The organism is Paraburkholderia sp. Ac-20340 (assembly GCF_017104965.1).
Taxonomy (GTDB): Bacteria; Pseudomonadota; Gammaproteobacteria; order Burkholderiales; family Burkholderiaceae; genus Paraburkholderia.
Window position 1 is genome coordinate 16,134 of the sequence record NZ_JAAGPR010000030.1, and the last position, 19,972, is coordinate 36,105.

Sequence of the window (19,972 nt, forward strand, 5' to 3'; positions counted from 1 at the left end):
AAGCAGTAGAAAGCAGCGTGCCCGCAGCCTGTCTGATGGATCGAGCGGGCCGCCGCGCCGACCGTATACAATGCGTACCGCGCTGCCGCAGCGTTCTCCTGACGTTGCTGCGGCCGATTTCAGAACACGCTTTCCAGAGGATTCCTTGAGCGAGAAGCCCCGACAATCCACCCTCAGCAAGCCGATCGGCGATGGCCAGGCCTCGAACCCGGGCTCGGTCGGCCGCAGGCTGTGGCCGTATCTCAAGCCGCTTATCTGGGTCTCGATCGCTGCTATCGCCACGCTGGCCATCGTGGCCGCCACCGAAGCCGGCATTCCCGCGCTGCTCAAGCCGCTGCTCGACCACGGTTTCGGCACCAAGGGCAGCACGAACGCGACCTGGATCGTGCCGGTCGCCGTGATCGGCCTTTCGCTGGTGCGTGGCCTGGCGCAGTACGCCTCCGGCTATCTGCTGCAATACGTCTCGAACAAGATCCTGCTGGAACTGCGCCTAAAGATGTTCGAGCGCATGATTCACGCGAGCGTCGGCTTCTTCCAGCGCGAGACGGCGAGCACGGTCATCAACGCCATCGTGTTCGAGGTCAACCAGATCCTGAACGTGCTGATGTCCGTGCTGGTGACCTCGGTGCGCGACTCGCTCACCGTGATCTTCCTGCTCGGCTATCTGTTCATCCTGAACTGGCGTCTCACGCTGATCGTGGCGGTGCTGCTGCCCGCGATCGGCTGGCTCGTCAGCAAGATCAACCGCCGCCTGCGCCGCCTGAACCGCGACTACCAGTTGCTGACCAACGACCTGTCGTACATCGTCGAAGAGACGGTGGGCGGCTACAAGGTGGTCAAGGTGCACAACGGCGAGCAGTACGAGATCAACCGTTTCACCGAACTGAGCAAGCGCCTGCGCGGCTATCAGATGCGCATGACGGTGTCCGGCGGTCTGGCCCAGCCGATCACGCAGTTCCTCGCCTCGATCGCGCTCGCGATCGTGGTGACGATCGCGGTGGTGCAGGCGTCGCACGATCAGACCACGGTGGGCGGCTTCGTGTCCTTCGTCACGGCGATGCTGCTCGTGATCTCGCCGCTCAAGCACCTGATCGACGTGAACCAGCCGCTGCAGCGCGGCATGACGGCCGCCGAGCTGATCTTCGGCCTGATCGACGAACCGGCCGAACCGGCCGGCGGCGGCAAGCCGCTCGAACGCGCGCGCGGTGAAATCGAGTTCCGCGATGTCTCGTTCGCCTATGGGCCGGAAGGGCGTCCGATTCTGGAGAGCGTGTATTTCACGGCCGCGCCGGGCGAGATGATCGCGCTGGCGGGCCCGTCCGGTAGCGGCAAGACCACGCTCGTGAACCTGCTGCCGCGCTTTTTCGATCCGAGCGGCGGCCAGATTCTGGTCGACGGCGTGCCGGTGTCCGAGTACGACATCCATGCGCTGCGCAGCCAGATCGCGATGGTCAGCCAGGACGTCACGCTTTTCAACGACACGGTCGCGAACAACGTCGCCTATGGCGAGACGGCCGATCTCGAACGCGTCGAACGCGCATTGCGCGCGGCCAACCTGTGGGACACGATCGCGGCGCTGCCCGACGGCCTCAACACGATGGTCGGCGATAACGGCATGAAGCTCTCGGGCGGTCAGCGCCAGCGTCTGGCGATCGCGCGCGCGATCTACAAGGACGCGCCGATCCTGATCCTGGACGAAGCGACTTCGGCGCTGGATTCGGAATCGGAGCGCCATGTGCAGGCGGCGCTCGAAACGCTGATGAAGGGCCGCACGACGCTTGTGATCGCGCACCGTCTGTCCACCATCGAGCGTGCCGACCGCATCCTCGTGATGGAAGCCGGGCGCATCGCCGAGCGCGGCTCGCACCAGCAACTGCTCGAACAGCGCGGCCTCTACGCGCATCTGCATAAGATCCAGTTCCAGCAAAGCGCGGCTTGATCGCAGCGGCGCTGCGGCGCTACAAAGCACAACGGCCCATCGCGTCTGACGCGATGGGCCGTTTTCTTATGGCGCGTGCAACGAATGTGCGGTGGGGCTCAGCGGTGCATCAAATACCGGTGGCAATCTCGCGACGGCGCGAAACGATGATCGCGAGGAACGTCACGGTGAGCAGCGAGACCAGCACGACGACCTGGATCGGCACCAGCACGTCGATCGTCAGGCCGAACAGGATCGTGCTGAACGAGACCGCGAGACCGCTGCACGCGGCCGTGCGGATCACAGTGTCGCTGTCGCGGCGCGCGCGCCAGAAGTGCAGCGAGGTGCCGAAGTAGATCGTCAGCAGGCTCAGCGCACCCATCGCGCCCATTTCCGCGATGGCCGAGAAAAAGTCGCTGTGCGCGCGCTCGTTGACGATGTCGTGGCTCGCTTCGCCGCGATTCGCGAGGTCGCCCAGCGCCGCTTCGAGATGACCCTTGCCGACGCCATAGACCGGATGGCGCTCGAACAGGTGGATCGACGCGCTCCAGAGCTGCAGGCGCAGACCGACCGAAGTGTTCTTGTCGCCGCGCTGCATGAGCGCGACGTCGGCATCGGCATCGGCGATACGGTGCTGGATGCGATCCGTCGACAGCAGCGCGCCGATGAACGCAGCCAGCAGCGCCACGGCCACCACCACGCGCTTCCAGTGCGCGAACCAGCCGTACTGGACGCCCAGCAGCAGCATGAAGACCGGAATCGCGATCCAGCCGCCGCGCGTGCCCGAGAGATAGGACACGAAGCCGCCCGCGACCAGCGCGACCAGCTTGACGGCGAGCGCGAGCGGGCGCGCCTTGCGGTCCCAGCCGAACGTGAAAATTGCGAGGAAGGCCAGCAGCAGGGCCGTATCGCCGAACGGAATGGCGTTCGTGTAGGAATTGGTCAGGCGCTCGGTCTCGCTCCAGCCGCCCACCGGACGGTCGATGATCACCCAGGCGCTCGCGGCCAGCGCGCCGAACGCGCAGCCCCAGCCGATTGCCGTGAGATAGCGCGACGGCACGCGGCTGAGCAGCAGGAAGATCGGCAGCGCGAGCGTGAAGCGCGACAGCGCGTCGAACTGGTGCGGCGCCCAGTAGCGCATCAGGGCCTGCTGCAGCACGATCACGGCGATCGGCACGAGCATGGCGGCGGTGTACCAGCCGTATTCGCGCCACGGCGCGAAGTAGCCGGGTGTGCGCCGGAATGCGTAGAGGCCCCAGAGCGCAAGCGCGAGCAGCAGGAAAAAGGCGTAACCCGTGCCGCCGCGCCAGACCAGGTTGGTGGCGGGACCGAGAATCAGCAGTAGGGAAACAAAGGGAGCCAGGCGGCGCAGGGAAGTCGTTGTATCTTGATTCATGTCGGCCGGCGCGAAACGGACGGGCAGTCAGTTTGTTGTGTCGATGTAGCCGGCGGGCGCCATTGGCGCCGTGCGGGCAGGGATGAACGCTCTCATGCCCAAGGTCGGCCGATTATACCGGAGGCCCTTCCGGCCGGGCAGGACGCTCCGGAAAAGCCCCGCCCCGCGGGCATTACGCGAACTTTCCAACGGTATCGCGCGAATTGCGGACGATATAATCGGCCCCACGCGATTCCTGCACAAAAAATGACATGTCGGACGGTTCATGAAGGTTGGTATTTCTGCAAACGCGCTCAAACATAGCGGCGGGCTGGAACGCTATGCGATGGACCTCGTTCAGGGCCTGGCCGCGCGCCAGATGCGCCCGGCGTTCTTCGCCCGCAAATTCGATCCGGCGCTTGCCGAATACGCGTTGATCGAGCCCCATCGCATCAACGTTTCGCTGCTGCCCGGCAAGTTGCGCGACCGCTGGTTCTCGTGGCGCCTCGCCGCGCTGCGCCGCCGCGCGGGCGTGGATGTGCTGATCGGCTGCAACCGGGTCGATTCGTCGGAAGTGGCGATTTGCGGCGGCACGCATCGGGGTTTCCTGCGCGCGACGCAACGTGCGCTGCGCGGGTCGGATCAGCGCCAGATCGAACTCGAAAGCCGCCAATATGCGCAATCGCGCGTGATCGTCGCGCATTCTGCGCTCATGCGCGAGGAACTCCTCGAACTCTACGGCGTGGACGACGCGAAGATCCGCGTGCTGTGTCCGCCGGTCGATGGCGCGCGCTTTTCGCCCGTGGACGCCAACGCGCGCGCGGCGCTGCGCAAGCAATACGGCTTTGGCGAGCATGAAACGGTGCTGCTGTTTCCGTCGAGCAGCCATGCGCGCAAGGGCTTGCCGCTGATCCAGACCGTGGTGGAAGCGCTCGATCTGCCGGTGGTCGTGGCGGTGGCCGGGCGTCCGCCCGAGCGCACCAGCGAACACGTGCGCTACATCGGCTATGTGAAGGATCTCGAAAACGCCTATCGCGCCGCCGATTACACGATCCTCGCCTCGAAATACGAGCCGTTTGGTCTGGTCGGCATCGAGTCGGTGATGTGCGGCACGCCGGTGATCTTTTCGTCGAATATCGGTTGCTGCGATGCCATCGACGATCACGCCAAATACGTGTTCCGTCCCGATGACGCGGCCGATCTGCGCCGCACGCTCGAAACGGCAGTGGCCGCGCGCGGGCGTCGTATCGCTGGCCCGGCGGTCGCCGGCGGCGCGCATCCTGCCGTGCGCTACGACGCGAGCGTGGCCGCCCACGTCGATGCGCTGCTCGACCTCGCGGATGAGGTCAAAGCGGTCGTCGCGGCGGACATCGCTTCGTCACGATAACCGCAGTTGCGCCCGGGTTATCCGGGCGCGCTCGTCATCTGCCCCTTCTGTAACGCCCATCCAGTAAAGGTTTCAGCGATCTTTCCGAAGTCTGGAAGAGTCTAGTCCAGTCTTAGGGGTTAACCCTAGAGATCGATAAGCCTACGATGCGTACATCGGTCGCATGCACATACCGTCGCACGTCGGCCGTCTAGTCCAAACTGGAGGTCGTTATCATGAAGTCCCTGATTCAAGCCGTTGCCGTTGCCGCTGCCCTCGTCGTTCCCGTCGCTTCGTTCGCACAGCAAGCCCCCGTCACCCGCGCCCAGGTGCGCGCCGAGCTGGTCCAGCTCGAACAGGTCGGTTACCACGTCGGTGACGGCGACCAGGTGCACTACCCGGAAGCGATTCAGGCCGCCGAAGCCAAGGTTGCCGCGCGTAACGGCAACAGCGCTTACGGCGGTGTCGCGAACGCGTCGGAATCGGGTGTGCGCGGCGCTACGGTGTCGCAGCAAGACTGGAACGCGATGTACACGCGCTAAGCGCCTGAGCGTTCAAGCGCAAGAAGTAACGCGTCGCGCCGCGGGAGGGCAGCGCAACGCGTAGTGAACTGGAGAGCGGCTGGCGGCGTCAGGCGAGTGCCTGAAAGCTCAGAGCGCCGGCCGCATCGAAAGATACCTCCACCGTCGGTTCGCCGATGGTTTCGCCCGGGCACGGAATGGGTGTCCGGGCGCTTTTTCCTGAAGGCCGCCTGGCAGTTTGCTGGCGGCCTTCGTGTATGTCGGGCGGCGGCTTACGGCTGCGCGGTGGTTGCCGTCAGATCGACGCCTTCGAGTTGTGCGAGCAGAGCACGCGCCTCGTCGAGCGGATCGGCCGACATCGGATGGAAGGTGAAGCGCGGCGAGCGTTCGAGCGCGGCGAAATGCTTGCGCGTGCTGCGCGTGTAGGCGGGATCGTAGTGCTGCGTCACCAGCGCTTCGGACAGCTCCGCGCGCCGGTCTTCGTCGAGCAACTGGCACCACGACGCGATGCGCTCGCGCCCATGCAGCGGCGTGAGCTTGAGCAACTGCTCGCGGAAGTACTCGCGCTCGGCGAGCAGATGACCGTATTCCTCCAGCAGCAGCGCCACGCGCTCCTCCTGCGCCACCTGCACGACCACGCAAGGCGCGCCGTGCAGACCTTCGACCAGCGTGATCGGCAAGGTGATCGCGCCGATGCGCCGGCTTTCCGCCTCGACGAACACCGGCCGCGCCGCGTCGAACGCGTGAAACTGCTGCACGAGCGAAGTATCGAAGGCCTTTTGCGGCGGCTGCGCGCGCGAGGGCAGCGCCCCGAGCAGCGAACCGCGATGCGCGGCGAGCGCTTCCAGATCGAGCGTCTGCGCGCCGGCCTGGCCGAGCGCGTGCAGCAGACGCGTCTTGCCGCTGCCCGTGGGGCCGGTCAGCACGATATAGCGATACTGCTTCGGCAAGGCATCGAGCGCTTCGAGCACACTGCCGCGATACGCCTTGTAGCCGCCTTCGAGCTGCCGCGCGCGCCAGCCGATCATGTTGAACATCGCCGTCATCGAACCGGAGCGCTTGCCGCCGCGCCAGCAATAGATGAGCGGGCGCCAGTTGCGCGGCCGGTCGGCGAAGGTGGTGTCCAGATGCTTCGCGATATTGCGCGCGGCGAGGGCCGCGCCCACGCGCGTGGCGTCGAACGGCGACTGCTTGTAAAGCGTCCCGACGATCACACGCTCCTCGTTGCTGAGGACCGGCGCGTTGATGGCGCCGGGGACGTGATCTTCGGCAAATTCGAGCGGCGTGCGCACGTCGACGACTTCGTCGAATTCGCCGAGCTGGGACAGGGTGACGCGCTGGTGATTCAACTGCGGTACTCCGGTGGGGCAGGGACGGGGTGCGTGATTTACATCAGCACGATGTCGTACTGCTCCTGACTCAAATTCGACTCCACCTGCAGCGAAACCGGCTTGCCGATAAAGTCGATCAACATGGCCAGATGCTGCGATTCCTCTTCGAGGAACAGATCGATCACCTGCTGCGACGCCACCACGCGGAACTCGCGCGGATTGAACTGTCGCGACTCGCGCAGGATTTCGCGCAACACGTCGTAGCACACGGTCCGCGAGGTCTTCACCTGGCCCTTGCCCAGACACGTCGGGCACGGCTCGCACAGCACATGCGCGAGCGATTCGCGCGTGCGCTTGCGCGTCATCTCAACCAGACCGAGCTGCGAGAAACCGTTCACGGTCACGCGCGTGCGATCGCGCGAGAGCGCTTTCTTCAGCTCGCCGAGCACCTGGTCGCGATGCTCCAGGTTCTCCATATCGATGAAGTCGATGATGATCACGCCGCCGAGGTTGCGCAGCCGCAACTGGCGCGCGATCGTATGCGCCGCTTCGAGATTGGTCTTGAAGATCGTGTCGTCGAAATTGCGCGCGCCCACGTAACCGCCCGTGTTCACGTCGATGGTCGTCATCGCCTCGGTCTGGTCGATCACCAGATAGCCGCCCGATTTCAGATCGACACGGCGCGACAGCGCGCGCTGGATTTCGGCCTCGATGTTGTAGAGGTCGAACAGCGGCCGCTCGCCCGTGTAGTGATGCAGCTTGGGCGACACCGCAGGCGTGAATTCGCGCGCGAAATCCGTGAGTTTCTGGAACGTTTCGCGCGAATCGATCTGGATGCGCGTGGTCTCGTCGTTGACGAAATCGCGCAGCACGCGCTGACCCAGATTCAGATCCTGGTAGAGCAGGCTGGTCGCGGGCAGGCGCTGCGCCTGCGCGAGTATCGTCGCCCACGTCTTGCGCAGATAGGCGACATCGGCGCCCAGTTCTTCGCTCGTGGCGTCTTCGGCGATCGTGCGCACGATGTAGCCGCCTTTCTCGTCGGCGGGCAGCACGGCGGTCAGACGCGCGCGCACGGCTTCGCGCTCGGCCTCGCTCTCGATCTTCTGCGAGATGCCGATATGCGGCTCCTGCGGCAGATACACGAGCGTGCGGCCCGCGATGCTCACCTGCGTGGAGAGCCTTGCGCCCTTGGTGCCGATCGGGTCTTTCACGACCTGCACCATCAGCGTCTGGCCTTCGAAGACGGTCTTTTCGATCGGCTGATGATGAGCCGCCGTGTGCGGCTCGCCCGCGAGACGCGGATGCCAGATATCGGCCACATGGAGGAACGCGGCGCGTTCCAGACCGATGTCGATAAAGGCCGACTGCATGCCGGGCAGCACGCGCACGACCTTGCCGAGATACACGTTGCCGACGCGTCCGCGCGACTGCGTGCGCTCGACGTGAAGCTCCTGTACTGCGCCTTGCTGGACCAACGCAACACGCGTCTCCTGAGGCGTGACGTTGATCAGGATTTCTTCGTTCATGATTGGTTTTAGAAGTCGATGCCCGCGGCGCGCAAGAGGGCGGCCGTTTCAAAAAGTGGCAAACCCATGATACCCGAATAGGACCCGTCGATTCGCTCGATGAATTCGGCAGCGCGGCCCTGGATGCCATATGCGCCGGCCTTGCCGAACGGTTCGTTGCTCGCCACGTAGCGCGCGATCGCTGCGGGCAGCGCGGCCGCGAAGCGCACGTGCGAGCGCGACACCGCAACGGGCAGGCACACGCCTTCGGCATTGACGACGGCCACGGCGGTGAGCACTTCGTGCTCGCGGCCAGCGAGGCGTTCGAGCATGGCGAAGGCGTCGGCGGCGTCGTGCGGCTTGCCGAGTATATGGCCGTCGATGCTCACTGTGGTATCGGCGGTGAGGATCGGTGCGTGCGCATGGGCGCCCGCCACCAGTCGCGCGCGCGCGGCATCGGCCTTGGCGGCGCAGACGCGCTCGACATAGACGGCGGCGGTTTCGCCGGGCAGCACGGTTTCGAGCGCTTCGGCGTCTTCGTCGGGACGCGGCAGCAATAGCTCGAAACGCACGCCGAGCTGCTGCAGCAGCTCCTGGCGGCGCGGGCTCTGCGAGGCGAGATAGACGAACGGATAGGTCGCGGAGAGGGTCATCGGGGCGTTTTACGTCTTGATGAGGCGAAATTCGGATGAGCGCCCGGCTTATGCCCGGGCGCTCCCTCGTGCATCGAAAGCGGGCGCGCAGTGTCAGCTGCGACGAATCGGACCGGCACGCCGCAGATGCGGAATGCATGGCCCGATGCGTGCTTCAGCCGCTACTCGACGCGGGTTCAAACGCGATGATAGGGGTGATTCTGGGTAATGGTCCAGGCGCGGTAAAGCTGCTCCGCGAGCAGCACGCGCACCATCGCATGCGGAAGGGTCAGGGAGGAGAGGCGCAGCAGCGTGTCGGCACGCGCCTTGAGCTGCGGATCGAGCCCGTCCGCGCCGCCGATCAGGAACGCCACGTCGCGCCCGTCCTGCTGCCAGCCCGGCAGCGCCTGGGCGAGCTGCATCGTGGTCCAGTCCTTACCGCGTTCATCGAGCGCGACGATGCGCGCGTTCTTCGGCAAGGCCGCTTCGATGCGCGTGCGCTCGGCGGCCATCACGCTTTCGGCGGAACGGCCCGACGAGCGCTGCTCGGGCTTCACTTCGCGCAACTCGATGCGCAGCTCGGGCGGCATGCGCTTCGTGTACTCCTCGAAGCCTTCGGCGATCCAGTCCGGCATCTTGTGGCCGACGGCGACGATATGCAGTTTCATGTGGCAGGGGAGTGCGAACGTGCGACTGGCTTACTTCGCGCTCTTGCGCGCAGCCGTCTTGCGGGCGGGTTTCTTCGCCTCGGCCGGCGCTTCTGCGTCTTCGTCTTCCTCGTCCATCGGCTCGCTCGGACGCGCGCCCGCGAAGCCCGTGTTGGCCGCGAGCTTCAGACGCACCGGCTTGTCGCCCCAGATTTCTTCGAGGTTGTAGTACTGGCGCAGCGCCGGTTGCAGGATGTGGACGACCGCGTCGCCGCAATCCACCAGCACCCATTCGCCGATGTCTTCGCCTTCCGTGCTGATGATGTCGCCGCCGGCTTCCTTGACCGCCTCGCGCACGCTCGAAGCGAGCGCCTTGGTCTGGCGGTTCGAGGTGCCGCTCGCGACGATCACGCGGTCGAACAGCTCGGTCAGATGGCTCGTGTTGAAGACGCGGATGTCCTGCGCCTTGACGTCTTCCAGAGCGTCGACGATGGTGCGTTGAAGTTTGCGGATGTCCATATTTACCCGTGGTGCCTGTACAGATGATGTTGATGAATATAGTCCCACACGGTTGCGGGGACCTTGCCGGCGGCCAGGCCGCCAGGCGTCGTTGTGGGTGTCGCTGATGCTGACGTTGCAGCCCGCGCGTCCTGCGCGCCGAGCGCATGGCGGATTTCAGTCGCCGACACGTCGAGCGCCAGCGTCTCGTCGATCAGCAGATGGCCGCAGCGCGTGGCCGCGAGCGTGGCGGCGTCGGCGCGGCGCGTGGCCACGGCGGCGCCCACCGCGGGCGGCAGCGCTGCGAAATCGAAGCCGGGGCGGCTCGCCACGCCCAGATGCGCGAGCGCGAACAACTCGCGCCATTCGTGCCACGAATCCAGATGCAACAGTTGATCCGCGCCCATCAGCAGCGTGAGCGCGGCAGCGGCATTGCTGTCATTCTTCGCGCGCCAGCGGCGCAGCGTTTCCACCGTGTAGGTGGGTCCGTCGTGCTCGATCTCGTCGGCGTCGACCGTGACCGTCACGCCCGGCATGGCCAGCGTGGCGGCCGCCAGACGCGTCATGGCGAGCCGATGCCCGGCCGCGCTCACCCCGGGCTTTTGCCAGGGCTGACCGGCGGGCAGCAGAATCACTTCGGTCAGATCGAGCACGCGGGCGAAATGGCGCGCGAGCGCCAGATGGCCTTCGTGGATCGGATCGAAGGTGCCGCCGAGCAGGCCGACACGGCGCGCGAGGGGAGCGGGGGAGATCGTCACAGGGTCAGATCCAGTCGCGAACCGGCAGGAAGTCGCTGTAAAGGCGCGCTTCCGGCGTGCCCGCTTCGGGCTGCCAGTCGTAGCGCCAGCTTGCGCCCGGCGGCATCGACATGAGGATCGATTCGGTGCGCCCGCCGCTTTGCAGGCCGAAATGCGTGCCACGGTCCCAGACGAGATTGAACTCGACATAGCGGCCGCGCCGGTATGCCTGGAATTCGCGCTCGGCTTCGCCGTACGGCAGCGTGCGGCGCTGCTCGATGATCGGCAGATAGGCCTTCAGAAAGCCATCGCCGACGCTGCGCAGCATCGCGAACGCCTGCTCGAAACCGCCTTCGGCAAAATCGTCGAAGAAGATGCCGCCCACGCCGCGCGCTTCGTTGCGGTGCTTGAGGAAGAAGTAGTCGTCGCACCAGCGCTTGAAGCGCGGGTAGAGATCGTCGCCATAAGGCGCGAGCGCATCGCGGCAGACGCGGTGAAAGTGCTGCGCGTCTTCCTCGAAGCCGTAATAAGGCGTCAGATCCATGCCGCCGCCGAACCAGAACACCGGCGCTTCGCCGGCTTTGGTCGCCATCAGCATGCGCACGTTCATGTGCACGGTCGGGCAGTACGGATTGCGCGGATGCAGCACGAGCGACACGCCCATCGCCTCGAAACCGCGGCCGTTCAGTTCGGGCCGCGCAGCCGTGGCCGAAGGCGGCAGGGCGTCGCCCTGCACATCCGAAAAGCCGATGCCCGCGCGCTCGAAAAACTGGCCGTTTTCGAGGATGCGCGTGCAGCCGCCGCCGCGCAGCTTTTCGCCGGGCGCGCGCTGCCACGCGTCGGTGGCGAAGGGCGTGCCGTCGAAGGCGCCGAGCGCATCGGCGATCTGCGTCTGCAGGCCGGCCAGCCAGGCGCGCACGGCGGCGCTGTCAGGCGTGGCACCGGCGGGCGCCACGGCGGTTTGAATCGTTTCGGTCATCGATGAAAGGGCGTTCGCGGCTGATAGCCGGCGCGGCGCCAGGATTACTTCGGATTCGGAATGCAGACCGCGCGTGGAGCGGTTCAGTCGGCGTTCGGATGCTGTAAAAGTATCCGTTCTGCCCAAGTTTACGCCGATCTGCGCGGGTTAAGCCCTTTGCGCGGCCCCTTGAGCGGCGTTCCGGCCGCCTGTTGGGGCCGGATGGCGTTCGAGAGTTCGCGGGGGTGGCCGATCACGGAGAGCGGCCCAACCGCGCGGCGTGCCCATGCGTCCTGCTGCACTCCTGCAACACGGAGCAGCGTCAAGCCGCATGGGCACACCGCGAGCCGGGCGCCTGCTTGCGACCGAAGCCGCGAGCGAGCGCCCGTCAATGCCTTACTGCTTGCGTCCCGCGGCGCGGTAGCCGATATCGTGGCGATACTGCATGCCATCGAACGAGATGCGGTTCACCGTTTCATAGGCGACGTTCTGCGCGCTGCGCACCGAATCGGCCAGGCCGACCACGCACAGCACACGGCCGCCCGAGGTCACGAGCTTGCCGTCGACGAATTGCGTGCCTGCGTGGAACGTGACCGAATCGGCCGTTTCCGCCGGGATGTCGCTGATGCGATCGCCCTTGCGCGGGGTTTCCGGGTAGTTGTGCGCGGCCAGCACCACGCCCAGCGCCGTGCGGCGGTCCCATTCCAGCTCGACCTGATCGAGCGTGCCGGCGATGGCGTGCTCGAACACCTTCGAGAAGTCGCCCTTCAGGCGCGCCATGATCGGCTGCGTTTCCGGGTCGCCCATGCGGCAGTTGAATTCGAGCGTCTTCGGGTTGCCTTGCGCGTCGATCATCAGACCGGCGTACAGGAAGCCCGTGAAGCGGATGCCTTCCTTCTCCATGCCCGCCACGGTCGGCAGGATGATTTCGCGCATCACGCGAGCGTGCAGTTGCGGCGTGACGATCGGCGCGGGCGAGTAGGCGCCCATGCCGCCCGTGTTCGGGCCCTGATCGCCGTCCTGCAGACGCTTGTGGTCCTGGCTCGACGCCAGCGCCAGCACGTGCTTGCCGTCCACCATGACGATGAAGCTGGCTTCTTCGCCCGCGAGGAATTCCTCGATCACGACACGCGCGCCGGCATCGCCGAGCTTGTTGTCGGCCAGCATCGAATCGATCGCCTGATGCGCTTCTTCCAGCGACATCGCCACGACCACACCCTTGCCCGCCGCCAGGCCGTCGGCCTTGATGACGATCGGCGCGCCGTGCGTGTCGACGTAGGCGTGCGCGGCCGTCGCGTCCGAGAAGGTCTCGTAGGCGGCGGTCGGGATGTTGTGGCGCTTCATGAACGCCTTGGCGAAATCCTTCGAGCTTTCGAGCTGCGCGGCTTCCTTCGTGGGGCCGAACACCTTCAGGCCGCGCGAACGGAACACGTTGACGATGCCCGCTGCGAGCGGCGCTTCCGGGCCGACCACGGTGAAGGCCACCTGTTCGCGCTCGGCGAAATCGGCGAGCTCGTTGATGTCCGTGATGTCGACGTTGGCGAGCCGCTCGTCCTGCGCGGTGCCGCCGTTGCCCGGTGCGACGTAGACGAGCTGCACGCGTTGCGCCTGGGCGAGTTTCCACGCCAGTGCATGTTCGCGGCCGCCAGAACCGACGACGAGTAACTTCATGAGAATCCCCGAAAGACCAGAACCAGAAACAGTTGCGGCTGGCGCACGTGCGCCAGCCGTGAAAAGCGAGGGGGCGCGCTGCTGCGTGAAACCTGCCGCGCGCGCCGCGCCGATGCCGTTATTCGGCGATCGATGCGTTGGTGTAGACCTCCTGGACGTCGTCCAGGTTTTCGAGCGCGTCCAGCAGCTTCTGCATCTTCACGGCGTCGTCGCCGGTGAATTCGACTTCGGTCTGCGGCTTCATCGTGACTTCGGCCATTTCCGCCTTGAAGCCGGCGGCTTCGAGCGCGTCCTTGACCTTCTGGAATTCGAACGGCGGGCAGACCACTTCGATCGAGCCGTCTTCGTTGGTCACGACGTCGTCGGCGCCGGCTTCCAGCGCGGCGTTCATGAGTTCGTCTTCCGGGGTGCCCGGCGCGAACACGAACTGGCCGACGTGATCGAACATGAACGCGACCGAACCGTCCGTGCCCATGTTGCCGCCGAACTTCGAGAACGCGTGGCGCACTTCCGCGACCGTGCGGGTGCGGTTGTCCGTCATGGTGTCGACGATCACGGCCGCGCCGCCGATGCCGTAGCCTTCGTAGCGGATTTCTTCGTAGTTCGCGCCATCGACGCCGCCCACGCCGCGCTGGATCGCGCGGTTGATGTTGTCCTTGGGCATGTTGGCGTCATAGGCCTTGTCGACGGCCAGACGCAGACGCGGGTTGGAGTCGATATCGCCCCCGCCCATGCGCGCCGCAACCTGGATTTCCTTGATCAGCCGGGTCCAGATCTTGCCGCGCTTCGCGTCAGCAGCCGCTTTCTTGTGCTTGATGTTGGCCCATTTCGAATGACCCGCCATACCTTTCTCCGTCGCACGCGCGTGGCGTGCATGGTGCAATTGTCGTTGCTGCAGTGTCGAAGCCGCAGTGTTCAGGTGACGCTGACCGGGCGCGGCACGGCGCGCGTTCGCGCGTCATGCGGCCACTGGAAACGTCGAGTGTCTGTCCGCCTGGGGTCGCGTTGCGGGTGCCTTGCGGCTACGTTGCTCAACGCGTGCCGACTGGACCAGGCCAGCGGCCGGCACGGGCGGCGGGGAACGCGTAAGGGCAGGCTCGAGGACACGACATCGGCCCGGCTGGGGCGCCGCGCCGCGAAGGCCAGGCCGCCTTCGGACTGTCGTGAATCTTCCCGCGACCTTCAGGTGGACCTGAATTTTATCACGGCGCAACCGGCTGGCTCCGGCTCTCCGAGAGATTACGCGCGCGCGTCGGCGGGGAAAAAGGGAGTGAACCGGAAGGGGACGGCGCGAGGCCGCCCCGTGTAGCCCGGTCAGGCTTTAGTTCTTGGTGCCGAACAGGCGGTCGCCCGCGTCGCCCAGACCCGGGATGATGTAGGCGTGGCCGTCCAGGTGCGAATCGAGCGATGCCACGTAGAGCTTGACGTCCGGGTGCGCCTTCTGGAACACCTCGACGCCTTCGGGCGCGGCCACCAGCGCGAGGAACAGGATGCGCTCGCCCGGCACGCCGCGGCGCTTGAGTACGTCGATCGCGTGCGCGGCCGAGTAGCCCGTGGCGACCATCGGATCGCACAGGATGAAGGTGCGGTCTTCCAGATCGGGCAGACGCACGAGGTATTCGACCGGGCGATGGTCATCGTCGCGATACACGCCGATATGACCCACGCGCGCCGACGGCACCAGTTCCACCAGACCATCGGACATGCCGATGCCCGCGCGCAGCACCGGCACGATGGCCAGTTTCTTGCCGGCGATCACCGGCGCGTCGATTTCGACCAGCGGCGTCTGCACGCGGCGCGTCGCAACCGGCAGATCGCGCGTGATTTCGTAACCCATCAGCAGCGTGATTTCGCGCAGCAGCTCGCGGAACGTGCGCGTGGATGTGTCCTTGTCGCGCATATGGGTGAGCTTGTGCTGGATCAGCGGGTGATCGAGGATGAAAAGATTCGGAAAACGGCTGTCCTGTTTCATGGCGGGGCGCACAAGGCTGCAAGAGATATCGGGGGAGCGGCCGGGCTGGCGTCGCGCCGCCCATACCGTCCATACAGGCGCAAGTATACGGGATGCGCGTGCCAACCGATCCGGGATCTGTTCGCGCACCCTGGCGCCGTCCCGGCTCGCCTGCGTGCGGGCAGCCACGCGCTTCGCCCGATTCTTCTAGAATCGCAAAACCCGCACGGATCGGGCGCCGTTTCTGGCCACTGCTCGGCATGGCCGGCCGCGCCCGCAGGCACGCGACAGGGCACGCAAAACCGGACAAGGAAGAACACCATGGACATGGGCATCGCAGGACGCACCGCGCTGGTGTGCGCGGCAAGCAAGGGACTGGGGCGCGGCTGCGCCGAGGCGCTGGCCGCCGAAGGCGTGAACGTCACCATCGTCGCGCGCACGTTGAGCACACTGGAAGAGACCGCCGCGCAGATCCGCGCCAGCACGGGCGTCGAAGTCAAGGCCGTGGCCTGCGACATCACCACGGAAGCGGGCCGCGCCGCGGCGCTGGCCGCCTGCCCGTCGCCGGACATTCTCGTCAACAACGCGGGCGGCCCGCCGCCGGGCGACTTCCGCAGCTTCACGCGCGAGCAGTGGCTGGCCGCGCTCGACGCCAACATGCTCACGCCGATCGCGCTGGTGCAGGCCACCATCGACGGCATGATCGCGCGCGGCTTCGGGCGCATCGTCAATATCACGAGTTCGTCGGTGAAGGCGCCGATCGACGTGCTGGGGCTGTCCAACGGCGCACGCTCGGGCCTCACGGGTTTTATCGCGGGCGTGGCGCGCCAGGTCGCGAGCACGGGCGTGACGATCAACAGCCTGCTGCCGGGCGTGTTCGACACCGATCGCATCAAGACCACCATCGCCGCCCAGGCCGAAAAGGGCCAGTTGTCGCTCGACGAAGTGCGCGAGCGCCGCATGAAGTCGATCCCGGCCGGGCGCTTCGGCACGCCGGATGAGTTCGGCCGCGCCTGCGCGTTCCTGTGCAGCGTGCACGCGGGCTATATCACCGGACAGAACTGGCTCATCGACGGCGGCGCCTATCCGGGCACCTTCTGACGTGCGAGGATGCGCACGATTCATCTGATCGACCGCGGGACAATCCACAGTTCAATCCGCGGTTCAACTGCAAAGCAGCAACCTTAATCTCACGCCAGGAGCCCAATCCATGTCTACCCGCGTCGCACTGATCGCGCACGATCACAAGAAGGACGACATCGTCCGGCTCGCCGGCGAATACGTCGATACGCTGCGCCGTTGCGACCTGCTCGCGACCGGCACGACCGGCGGACGTATCGCCGATGCGCACGGCCTGAGCGTCGAGCGCATGCTGTCGGGCCCGCATGGCGGCGATCTGCAGATCGGCGCGCAACTGGCCGAAGGCAATGTCGATGTGGTGATCTTTCTGCGCGACCCCATGACGCCGCAGCCGCACGAACCCGATATCAACGCGCTGGTGCGCGCCTGCGACGTGCATGACGTGCCGTGCGCGACCAATATCTCCACGGCGCGCATGATTCTCGACGTGCTCACGCTGCGCATGAAGGACGTGATTTAAGCGCCGCGCCCGCGGGCGCGGCAGATCCATCCCAGACTGGAAGAGACAAGATGACCAAGGCAATCCGATACGAGCAGACCGGCGGCCCCGAAGTAATGAAGTGGGTCGATGTCGAAGTGGGCGAGCCGGGCGAGGGCGAGATCCGCGTGAAGCAGAGCGCGTGCGGCCTGAACTATATCGACGTGTATTTCCGCACCGGGCTGTATCCGCAGCCACTGCCTGCGGGTTTGGGCATGGAGGCGGCGGGCGAGGTGGTGGCCGTCGGCGCGGGCGTGAGCAGCGTGAAAGTGGGCGAGCGCGTGGCCTATGTCGGACGACCGCCGGGCGCCTATGCGCAGGAGCGCGTGCTGCGCGCGGACCAGGTGATCCGCCTGCCCGATGCGATCAGCGACGAACAGGCCGCGTCCGTCATGCTGCAGGGCCTCACGGCGCAATATCTGCTGCGCCGCACTTACCGCGTGCAGGCCGGCGACACGATCCTGATCCAGGCCGCAGCGGGCGGCGTGGGTCTGCTTGTCTGCCAGTGGGCCAAGGCGCTGGGCGCAACGGTGATCGGCACGGTCAGTTCCGCTGAAAAGGCCGAGATCGCGAAGGCGCACGGCTGCGATCATCCGATCGTCTATACGCGCGAGGATTTCACCGCGCGCGTGCGCGAGATCACCCACGGCGCGGGCGTGCCCGTGGTGTACGACTCGATCGGCAAGGATACGTATGTGAAGTCGCTCGACTGTCTTGCGCCGCTCGGCATGTTCGTGAGCTTCGGCAATGCGTCGGGGCCGCTGCCGCCGATCGATTCGTCGGCGTTCTCGTCGCGCGGCTCGCTGTTCTTTACGCGCCCGACGCTGTTTTCGTACATCGCCAAACGCAGCGACTACGAGGCGATGTCCGCCGAACTGTTCGACGTGATCGCTTCGGGCAAGGTGAAGACGTCGATCAACCAGCGCTACGCGCTCAAGGACGTAGGCCAGGCGCACGCCGATCTGGAAGCGCGCAAGACCACGGGGTCGACGATCCTGATGCCGTAAAGCCGTAAAGCCGTAAAGCCGTAAAGCCGTAAAGCCGTAAAGCCGTAAAGCCGTACCGCCGTACCCGACACGTAAAGGCGCGCATGCCAGTCATGCGCGCTTTTTTTATGGGCTTTTTTTCCCGCGTTTACGCGATTTTTATACGCCCGCCTCAAGCTTTGATCCGGATTTAACGCGATAAACCGTACCTTACCGCCATCCATCAATGGAGAACACGACAATGGATGTGCTGTATATCGGGGGGCTGGCGGTCTTCGCTGCGCTCACATTCGCGTTGATCGCCGGCTGCGGGAAGCTGATGCAGTACCGCCGCGCCGGCCAGAACGCCACGGGAGCGCGCTCATGACCTGGATCTTCTGGCTGTCGGGGGCGGCGACGCTGTTGCTGTTCGTCTATCTCGTCCATGCGCTGCTGCGCGCGGAGGACATCGAATGAACGCCAACACTGTGCTGCAAACGGGTATTTTCATCGTCGTGCTGCTGGCGCTCGCGGTGCCGGTCGCGGGCTATATCACGCGCGTGCTCGATGGGCGTTCGCGCGTCGTGCGCCTGTTCGCACCGCTCGAAAATCTGCTGTATCGCATCGCCGGCGTCGATCCGAGCGCCGAGATGAACTGGAAGCGCTACGCGTTCGCCACGCTCTCGTTCAACGTGCTGGGCGTGGGCTTTCTCTATGTGCTGCTGCGCGTGCAAGGCTGGCTGCCCGGCAACCCGCAGGCCTTCAGCGCGATGACGCCGGACGGCGCGTTCAACACCGCCGTGAGTTTTGTCACCAACACCAACTGGCAGGACTACTCGCCCGAGCAGACCGTGAGCTATCTCACGCAGATGCTGGGCCTCACGGTGCAAAACTTCCTGTCGGCGGCGACGGGCATCGTCGTGGTGATCGCGCTGATTCGCGGCTTCGCGCGCCATTCGGCGCAGACCATCGGCAACTTCTGGGTCGATCTCACGCGCACCACGCTTTACGTGCTGGTGCCGATGTCGGCGCTCATCGCGGCGCTGCTGATGAGTCAGGGCATGATCCAGAACTTCAAGTCCTATCAGGACGTGCCGACGCTGCAGACCACGACCTACGCGGCGCCGAAGCTCGATGCGCAAGGCAACGCGATCAAGGACGCCAAGGGCAACGCCGTCACCGTCGATACCCAGGTGACGACGCAGACGCTCGCCATGGGTCCGGTCGCCTCGCAGGAAGCGATCAAGATGCTCGGCACCAATGGCGGCGGCTTCTTCAACGCGAACTCGGCGCATCCGTTCGAAAACCCGACGCCGTTCTCCAACTTCGTCGAAATGTTGGCGATCCTGATTATTCCGGCGGCGCTGTGTCTGGTATTCGGCAACATGGTGGCCGACCGGCGGCAGGGCATAGCGGTGCTCGCGGTGATGACGATTGCGTTCGCGCTCGCCGTAGGCGTGGAGCTTGCCGCCGAACAGGCCGGCAATCCGCTGCTCACCACGCTCAACGTCGATCAGCACGCCAGCGCGCTGCAGGCGGGCGGCAACATGGAAGGCAAGGAAACGCGCTTTGGCATCGCGCAGACGGGCATCTTCGTGGTGGCGACCACGGCGGCTTCGTGCGGCGCGGTCAACGGCATGCACGATTCGCTCACGCCGATCGGCGGGCTCGTGCCGATGCTCTTTATCCAGCTGGGCGAAGTGATCTTCGGCGGCGTGGGCTCGGGCCTGTACGGCATGCTGGTGTTCGCGCTGCTCGCGGTGTTCGTGGCCGGACTGATGATCGGGCGCACGCCGGAATACGTGGGCAAGAAGATCGAAGCGTTCGAGATGAAGATGGTGTCGATCGTGATCCTGCTCACGCCGCTGCTGGTGCTGCTCGGCACGTCGATCGCGGTGCTTTCCGATGCGGGCAAAGCTGGGATCGCCAATCCGGGCGCGCATGGCTTCTCCGAAATCCTCTACGCGTTCAGCTCCGCCGCCAATAACAACGGCAGCGCGTTCGCGGGCTTGACCGTCAGCACGCCGTTCTACAACGGGCTGCTGGGCATAGCGATGTGGTTCGGCCGCTTCGGCACCATCGTGCCGGTGCTCGCCATCGCGGGTTCGCTCGCGAGCAAGAAGCGCATCGCCGTCACGGGCGGCACGCTGCCCACGCACGGCCCGCTGTTCGTCGTGCTGCTGCTCGGCTGCGTGCTGCTGGTGGGTGCGCTCACCTATGTGCCGGCGCTTGCGCTCGGTCCGGGTGTCGAGCATCTGATCATGCTCGGCGTGCATTGA

Annotated in this window: 20 protein-coding genes; 9 read left to right on the forward strand and 11 right to left on the reverse strand. The window is 65.7% G+C overall.

The genetic code is table 11. The features are described from left to right. Window positions 1-145 precede the first annotated feature (145 nt). On the forward strand, window positions 146-1,939 hold the full coding sequence (msbA, locus tag G3N59_RS28450) for a lipid A export permease/ATP-binding protein MsbA (protein WP_205986168.1): 1,794 nt from the start codon (window positions 146-148) through the stop codon (window positions 1,937-1,939). A gap of 109 nt (window positions 1,940-2,048) precedes the next feature. On the opposite strand, the gene G3N59_RS28455 is transcribed toward msbA, so the two are convergent. Next, on the reverse strand, window positions 2,049-3,314 hold the full coding sequence (locus G3N59_RS28455; protein ID WP_205986169.1) for an O-antigen ligase family protein: 1,266 nt from the start codon (window positions 3,312-3,314) through the stop codon (window positions 2,049-2,051). 265 nt (window positions 3,315-3,579) lie between these two features. Between G3N59_RS28455 and G3N59_RS28460 the strand changes: the two genes are divergently transcribed. Both G3N59_RS28460 and G3N59_RS28465 read left to right on the forward strand, forming a co-directional pair. After that, window positions 3,580-4,680: a glycosyltransferase family 4 protein gene (locus G3N59_RS28460; protein WP_205986170.1), complete on the forward strand. Its 1,101-nt coding sequence runs from the start codon at window positions 3,580-3,582 to the stop codon at window positions 4,678-4,680. 215 nt (window positions 4,681-4,895) lie between these two features. Next, a complete protein-coding gene (locus tag G3N59_RS28465) occupies window positions 4,896-5,201 on the forward strand; it encodes a DUF4148 domain-containing protein (protein WP_205986171.1) in 306 nt (101 codons plus the stop codon). A gap of 251 nt (window positions 5,202-5,452) precedes the next feature. Here G3N59_RS28465 and mnmH read toward each other — a convergent pair whose 3' ends face one another. From mnmH to upp, 10 genes are all read right to left on the reverse strand, one after another. Next, window positions 5,453-6,529, reverse strand: a complete 1,077-nt coding sequence (gene mnmH / locus G3N59_RS28470) for a tRNA 2-selenouridine(34) synthase MnmH (RefSeq protein ID WP_205986172.1) — start codon at window positions 6,527-6,529, stop codon at window positions 5,453-5,455. Between the two features lie 38 nt (window positions 6,530-6,567). Further along, window positions 6,568-8,037, reverse strand: coding sequence for a ribonuclease G (gene rng, locus G3N59_RS28475; RefSeq protein WP_205986173.1), 1,470 nt, complete (start codon window positions 8,035-8,037; stop codon window positions 6,568-6,570). Window positions 8,038-8,045: 8 nt separating this feature from the next. Beyond that, window positions 8,046-8,669: a Maf family protein gene (locus G3N59_RS28480; RefSeq protein ID WP_205986174.1), complete on the reverse strand. Its 624-nt coding sequence runs from the start codon at window positions 8,667-8,669 to the stop codon at window positions 8,046-8,048. Window positions 8,670-8,845: 176 nt separating this feature from the next. Then, the gene (gene rlmH / locus G3N59_RS28485; protein ID WP_103701478.1) at window positions 8,846-9,316 is read right to left on the reverse strand and encodes a 23S rRNA (pseudouridine(1915)-N(3))-methyltransferase RlmH; all 471 of its coding nucleotides are present in this window, start codon (window positions 9,314-9,316) and stop codon (window positions 8,846-8,848) included. Window positions 9,317-9,346: 30 nt separating this feature from the next. Continuing rightward, window positions 9,347-9,814: a ribosome silencing factor gene (gene rsfS / locus G3N59_RS28490; protein WP_205986175.1), complete on the reverse strand. Its 468-nt coding sequence runs from the start codon at window positions 9,812-9,814 to the stop codon at window positions 9,347-9,349. Between the two features lie 2 nt (window positions 9,815-9,816). Then, the gene (locus G3N59_RS28495; protein WP_205986176.1) at window positions 9,817-10,551 is read right to left on the reverse strand and encodes a nicotinate-nucleotide adenylyltransferase; all 735 of its coding nucleotides are present in this window, start codon (window positions 10,549-10,551) and stop codon (window positions 9,817-9,819) included. A 4-nt stretch (window positions 10,552-10,555) separates the two neighbouring features. Continuing rightward, entirely contained in the window at window positions 10,556-11,509 is a 954-nt protein-coding gene (gene hemF / locus G3N59_RS28500; protein WP_205986177.1) for an oxygen-dependent coproporphyrinogen oxidase, read from the reverse strand. Between the two features lie 375 nt (window positions 11,510-11,884). Then, entirely contained in the window at window positions 11,885-13,159 is a 1,275-nt protein-coding gene (gene purD / locus G3N59_RS28505) for a phosphoribosylamine--glycine ligase (protein ID WP_205986178.1), read from the reverse strand. A gap of 118 nt (window positions 13,160-13,277) precedes the next feature. Next, window positions 13,278-14,003 (reverse strand): YebC/PmpR family DNA-binding transcriptional regulator, encoded by a 726-nt coding sequence (locus G3N59_RS28510; protein ID WP_205986179.1) that lies wholly within the window; start codon window positions 14,001-14,003, stop codon window positions 13,278-13,280. A gap of 477 nt (window positions 14,004-14,480) precedes the next feature. Then, on the reverse strand, window positions 14,481-15,131 hold the full coding sequence (gene upp / locus G3N59_RS28515) for a uracil phosphoribosyltransferase (protein ID WP_205986180.1): 651 nt from the start codon (window positions 15,129-15,131) through the stop codon (window positions 14,481-14,483). Between the two features lie 300 nt (window positions 15,132-15,431). On the opposite strand from upp, the gene G3N59_RS28520 reads away from it, so the two are divergent. The 6 genes from G3N59_RS28520 to kdpA all read left to right on the forward strand — a co-directional run bounded on the left by G3N59_RS28520 (window position 15,432) and on the right by kdpA (window position 19,972). Next, on the forward strand, window positions 15,432-16,211 hold the full coding sequence (locus G3N59_RS28520) for an SDR family oxidoreductase (RefSeq protein ID WP_205986181.1): 780 nt from the start codon (window positions 15,432-15,434) through the stop codon (window positions 16,209-16,211). A gap of 109 nt (window positions 16,212-16,320) precedes the next feature. Then, on the forward strand, window positions 16,321-16,710 hold the full coding sequence (locus G3N59_RS28525; RefSeq protein ID WP_205986182.1) for a methylglyoxal synthase: 390 nt from the start codon (window positions 16,321-16,323) through the stop codon (window positions 16,708-16,710). A 50-nt stretch (window positions 16,711-16,760) separates the two neighbouring features. Further along, window positions 16,761-17,735 (forward strand): quinone oxidoreductase, encoded by a 975-nt coding sequence (locus G3N59_RS28530; RefSeq protein WP_205986183.1) that lies wholly within the window; start codon window positions 16,761-16,763, stop codon window positions 17,733-17,735. A gap of 220 nt (window positions 17,736-17,955) precedes the next feature. Then, the gene (locus tag G3N59_RS28535; RefSeq protein WP_205986184.1) at window positions 17,956-18,081 is read left to right on the forward strand and encodes a potassium ABC transporter ATPase; all 126 of its coding nucleotides are present in this window, start codon (window positions 17,956-17,958) and stop codon (window positions 18,079-18,081) included. Continuing rightward, window positions 18,078-18,170, forward strand: coding sequence for a K(+)-transporting ATPase subunit F (gene kdpF / locus G3N59_RS28540; protein ID WP_027819619.1), 93 nt, complete (start codon window positions 18,078-18,080; stop codon window positions 18,168-18,170). The genes G3N59_RS28535 and kdpF overlap by 4 nt, the downstream gene beginning before the upstream one ends. Beyond that, window positions 18,167-19,972, forward strand: a complete 1,806-nt coding sequence (gene kdpA / locus G3N59_RS28545; protein WP_205986185.1) for a potassium-transporting ATPase subunit KdpA — start codon at window positions 18,167-18,169, stop codon at window positions 19,970-19,972. Before kdpF ends, kdpA begins: the two co-directional genes overlap by 4 nt.

What these genes read in the sequence shown, in the direction of transcription:
- G3N59_RS28455 (WP_205986169.1), bottom strand. Translation starts at nt 3,314, where the DNA reads ATGAATCAAGATACAACGACTTCCCTGCGCCGCCTGGCTCCCTTTGTT.
- G3N59_RS28460 (WP_205986170.1), top strand. Translation starts at nt 3,580, where the DNA reads ATGAAGGTTGGTATTTCTGCAAACGCGCTCAAACATAGCGGCGGGCTG.
- G3N59_RS28465 (WP_205986171.1), top strand. Translation starts at nt 4,896, where the DNA reads ATGAAGTCCCTGATTCAAGCCGTTGCCGTTGCCGCTGCCCTCGTCGTT.
- rng (WP_205986173.1), bottom strand. Translation starts at nt 8,037, where the DNA reads ATGAACGAAGAAATCCTGATCAACGTCACGCCTCAGGAGACGCGTGTT.
- G3N59_RS28480 (WP_205986174.1), bottom strand. Translation starts at nt 8,669, where the DNA reads ATGACCCTCTCCGCGACCTATCCGTTCGTCTATCTCGCCTCGCAGAGC.
- rlmH (WP_103701478.1), bottom strand. Translation starts at nt 9,316, where the DNA reads ATGAAACTGCATATCGTCGCCGTCGGCCACAAGATGCCGGACTGGATC.
- rsfS (WP_205986175.1), bottom strand. Translation starts at nt 9,814, where the DNA reads ATGGACATCCGCAAACTTCAACGCACCATCGTCGACGCTCTGGAAGAC.
- hemF (WP_205986177.1), bottom strand. Translation starts at nt 11,509, where the DNA reads ATGACCGAAACGATTCAAACCGCCGTGGCGCCCGCCGGTGCCACGCCT.
- purD (WP_205986178.1), bottom strand. Translation starts at nt 13,159, where the DNA reads ATGAAGTTACTCGTCGTCGGTTCTGGCGGCCGCGAACATGCACTGGCG.
- G3N59_RS28510 (WP_205986179.1), bottom strand. Translation starts at nt 14,003, where the DNA reads ATGGCGGGTCATTCGAAATGGGCCAACATCAAGCACAAGAAAGCGGCT.
- upp (WP_205986180.1), bottom strand. Translation starts at nt 15,131, where the DNA reads ATGAAACAGGACAGCCGTTTTCCGAATCTTTTCATCCTCGATCACCCG.
- G3N59_RS28520 (WP_205986181.1), top strand. Translation starts at nt 15,432, where the DNA reads ATGGACATGGGCATCGCAGGACGCACCGCGCTGGTGTGCGCGGCAAGC.
- G3N59_RS28525 (WP_205986182.1), top strand. Translation starts at nt 16,321, where the DNA reads ATGTCTACCCGCGTCGCACTGATCGCGCACGATCACAAGAAGGACGAC.
- G3N59_RS28530 (WP_205986183.1), top strand. Translation starts at nt 16,761, where the DNA reads ATGACCAAGGCAATCCGATACGAGCAGACCGGCGGCCCCGAAGTAATG.
- G3N59_RS28535 (WP_205986184.1), top strand. Translation starts at nt 17,956, where the DNA reads ATGGATGTGCTGTATATCGGGGGGCTGGCGGTCTTCGCTGCGCTCACA.
- kdpF (WP_027819619.1), top strand. Translation starts at nt 18,078, where the DNA reads ATGACCTGGATCTTCTGGCTGTCGGGGGCGGCGACGCTGTTGCTGTTC.
- kdpA (WP_205986185.1), top strand. Translation starts at nt 18,167, where the DNA reads ATGAACGCCAACACTGTGCTGCAAACGGGTATTTTCATCGTCGTGCTG.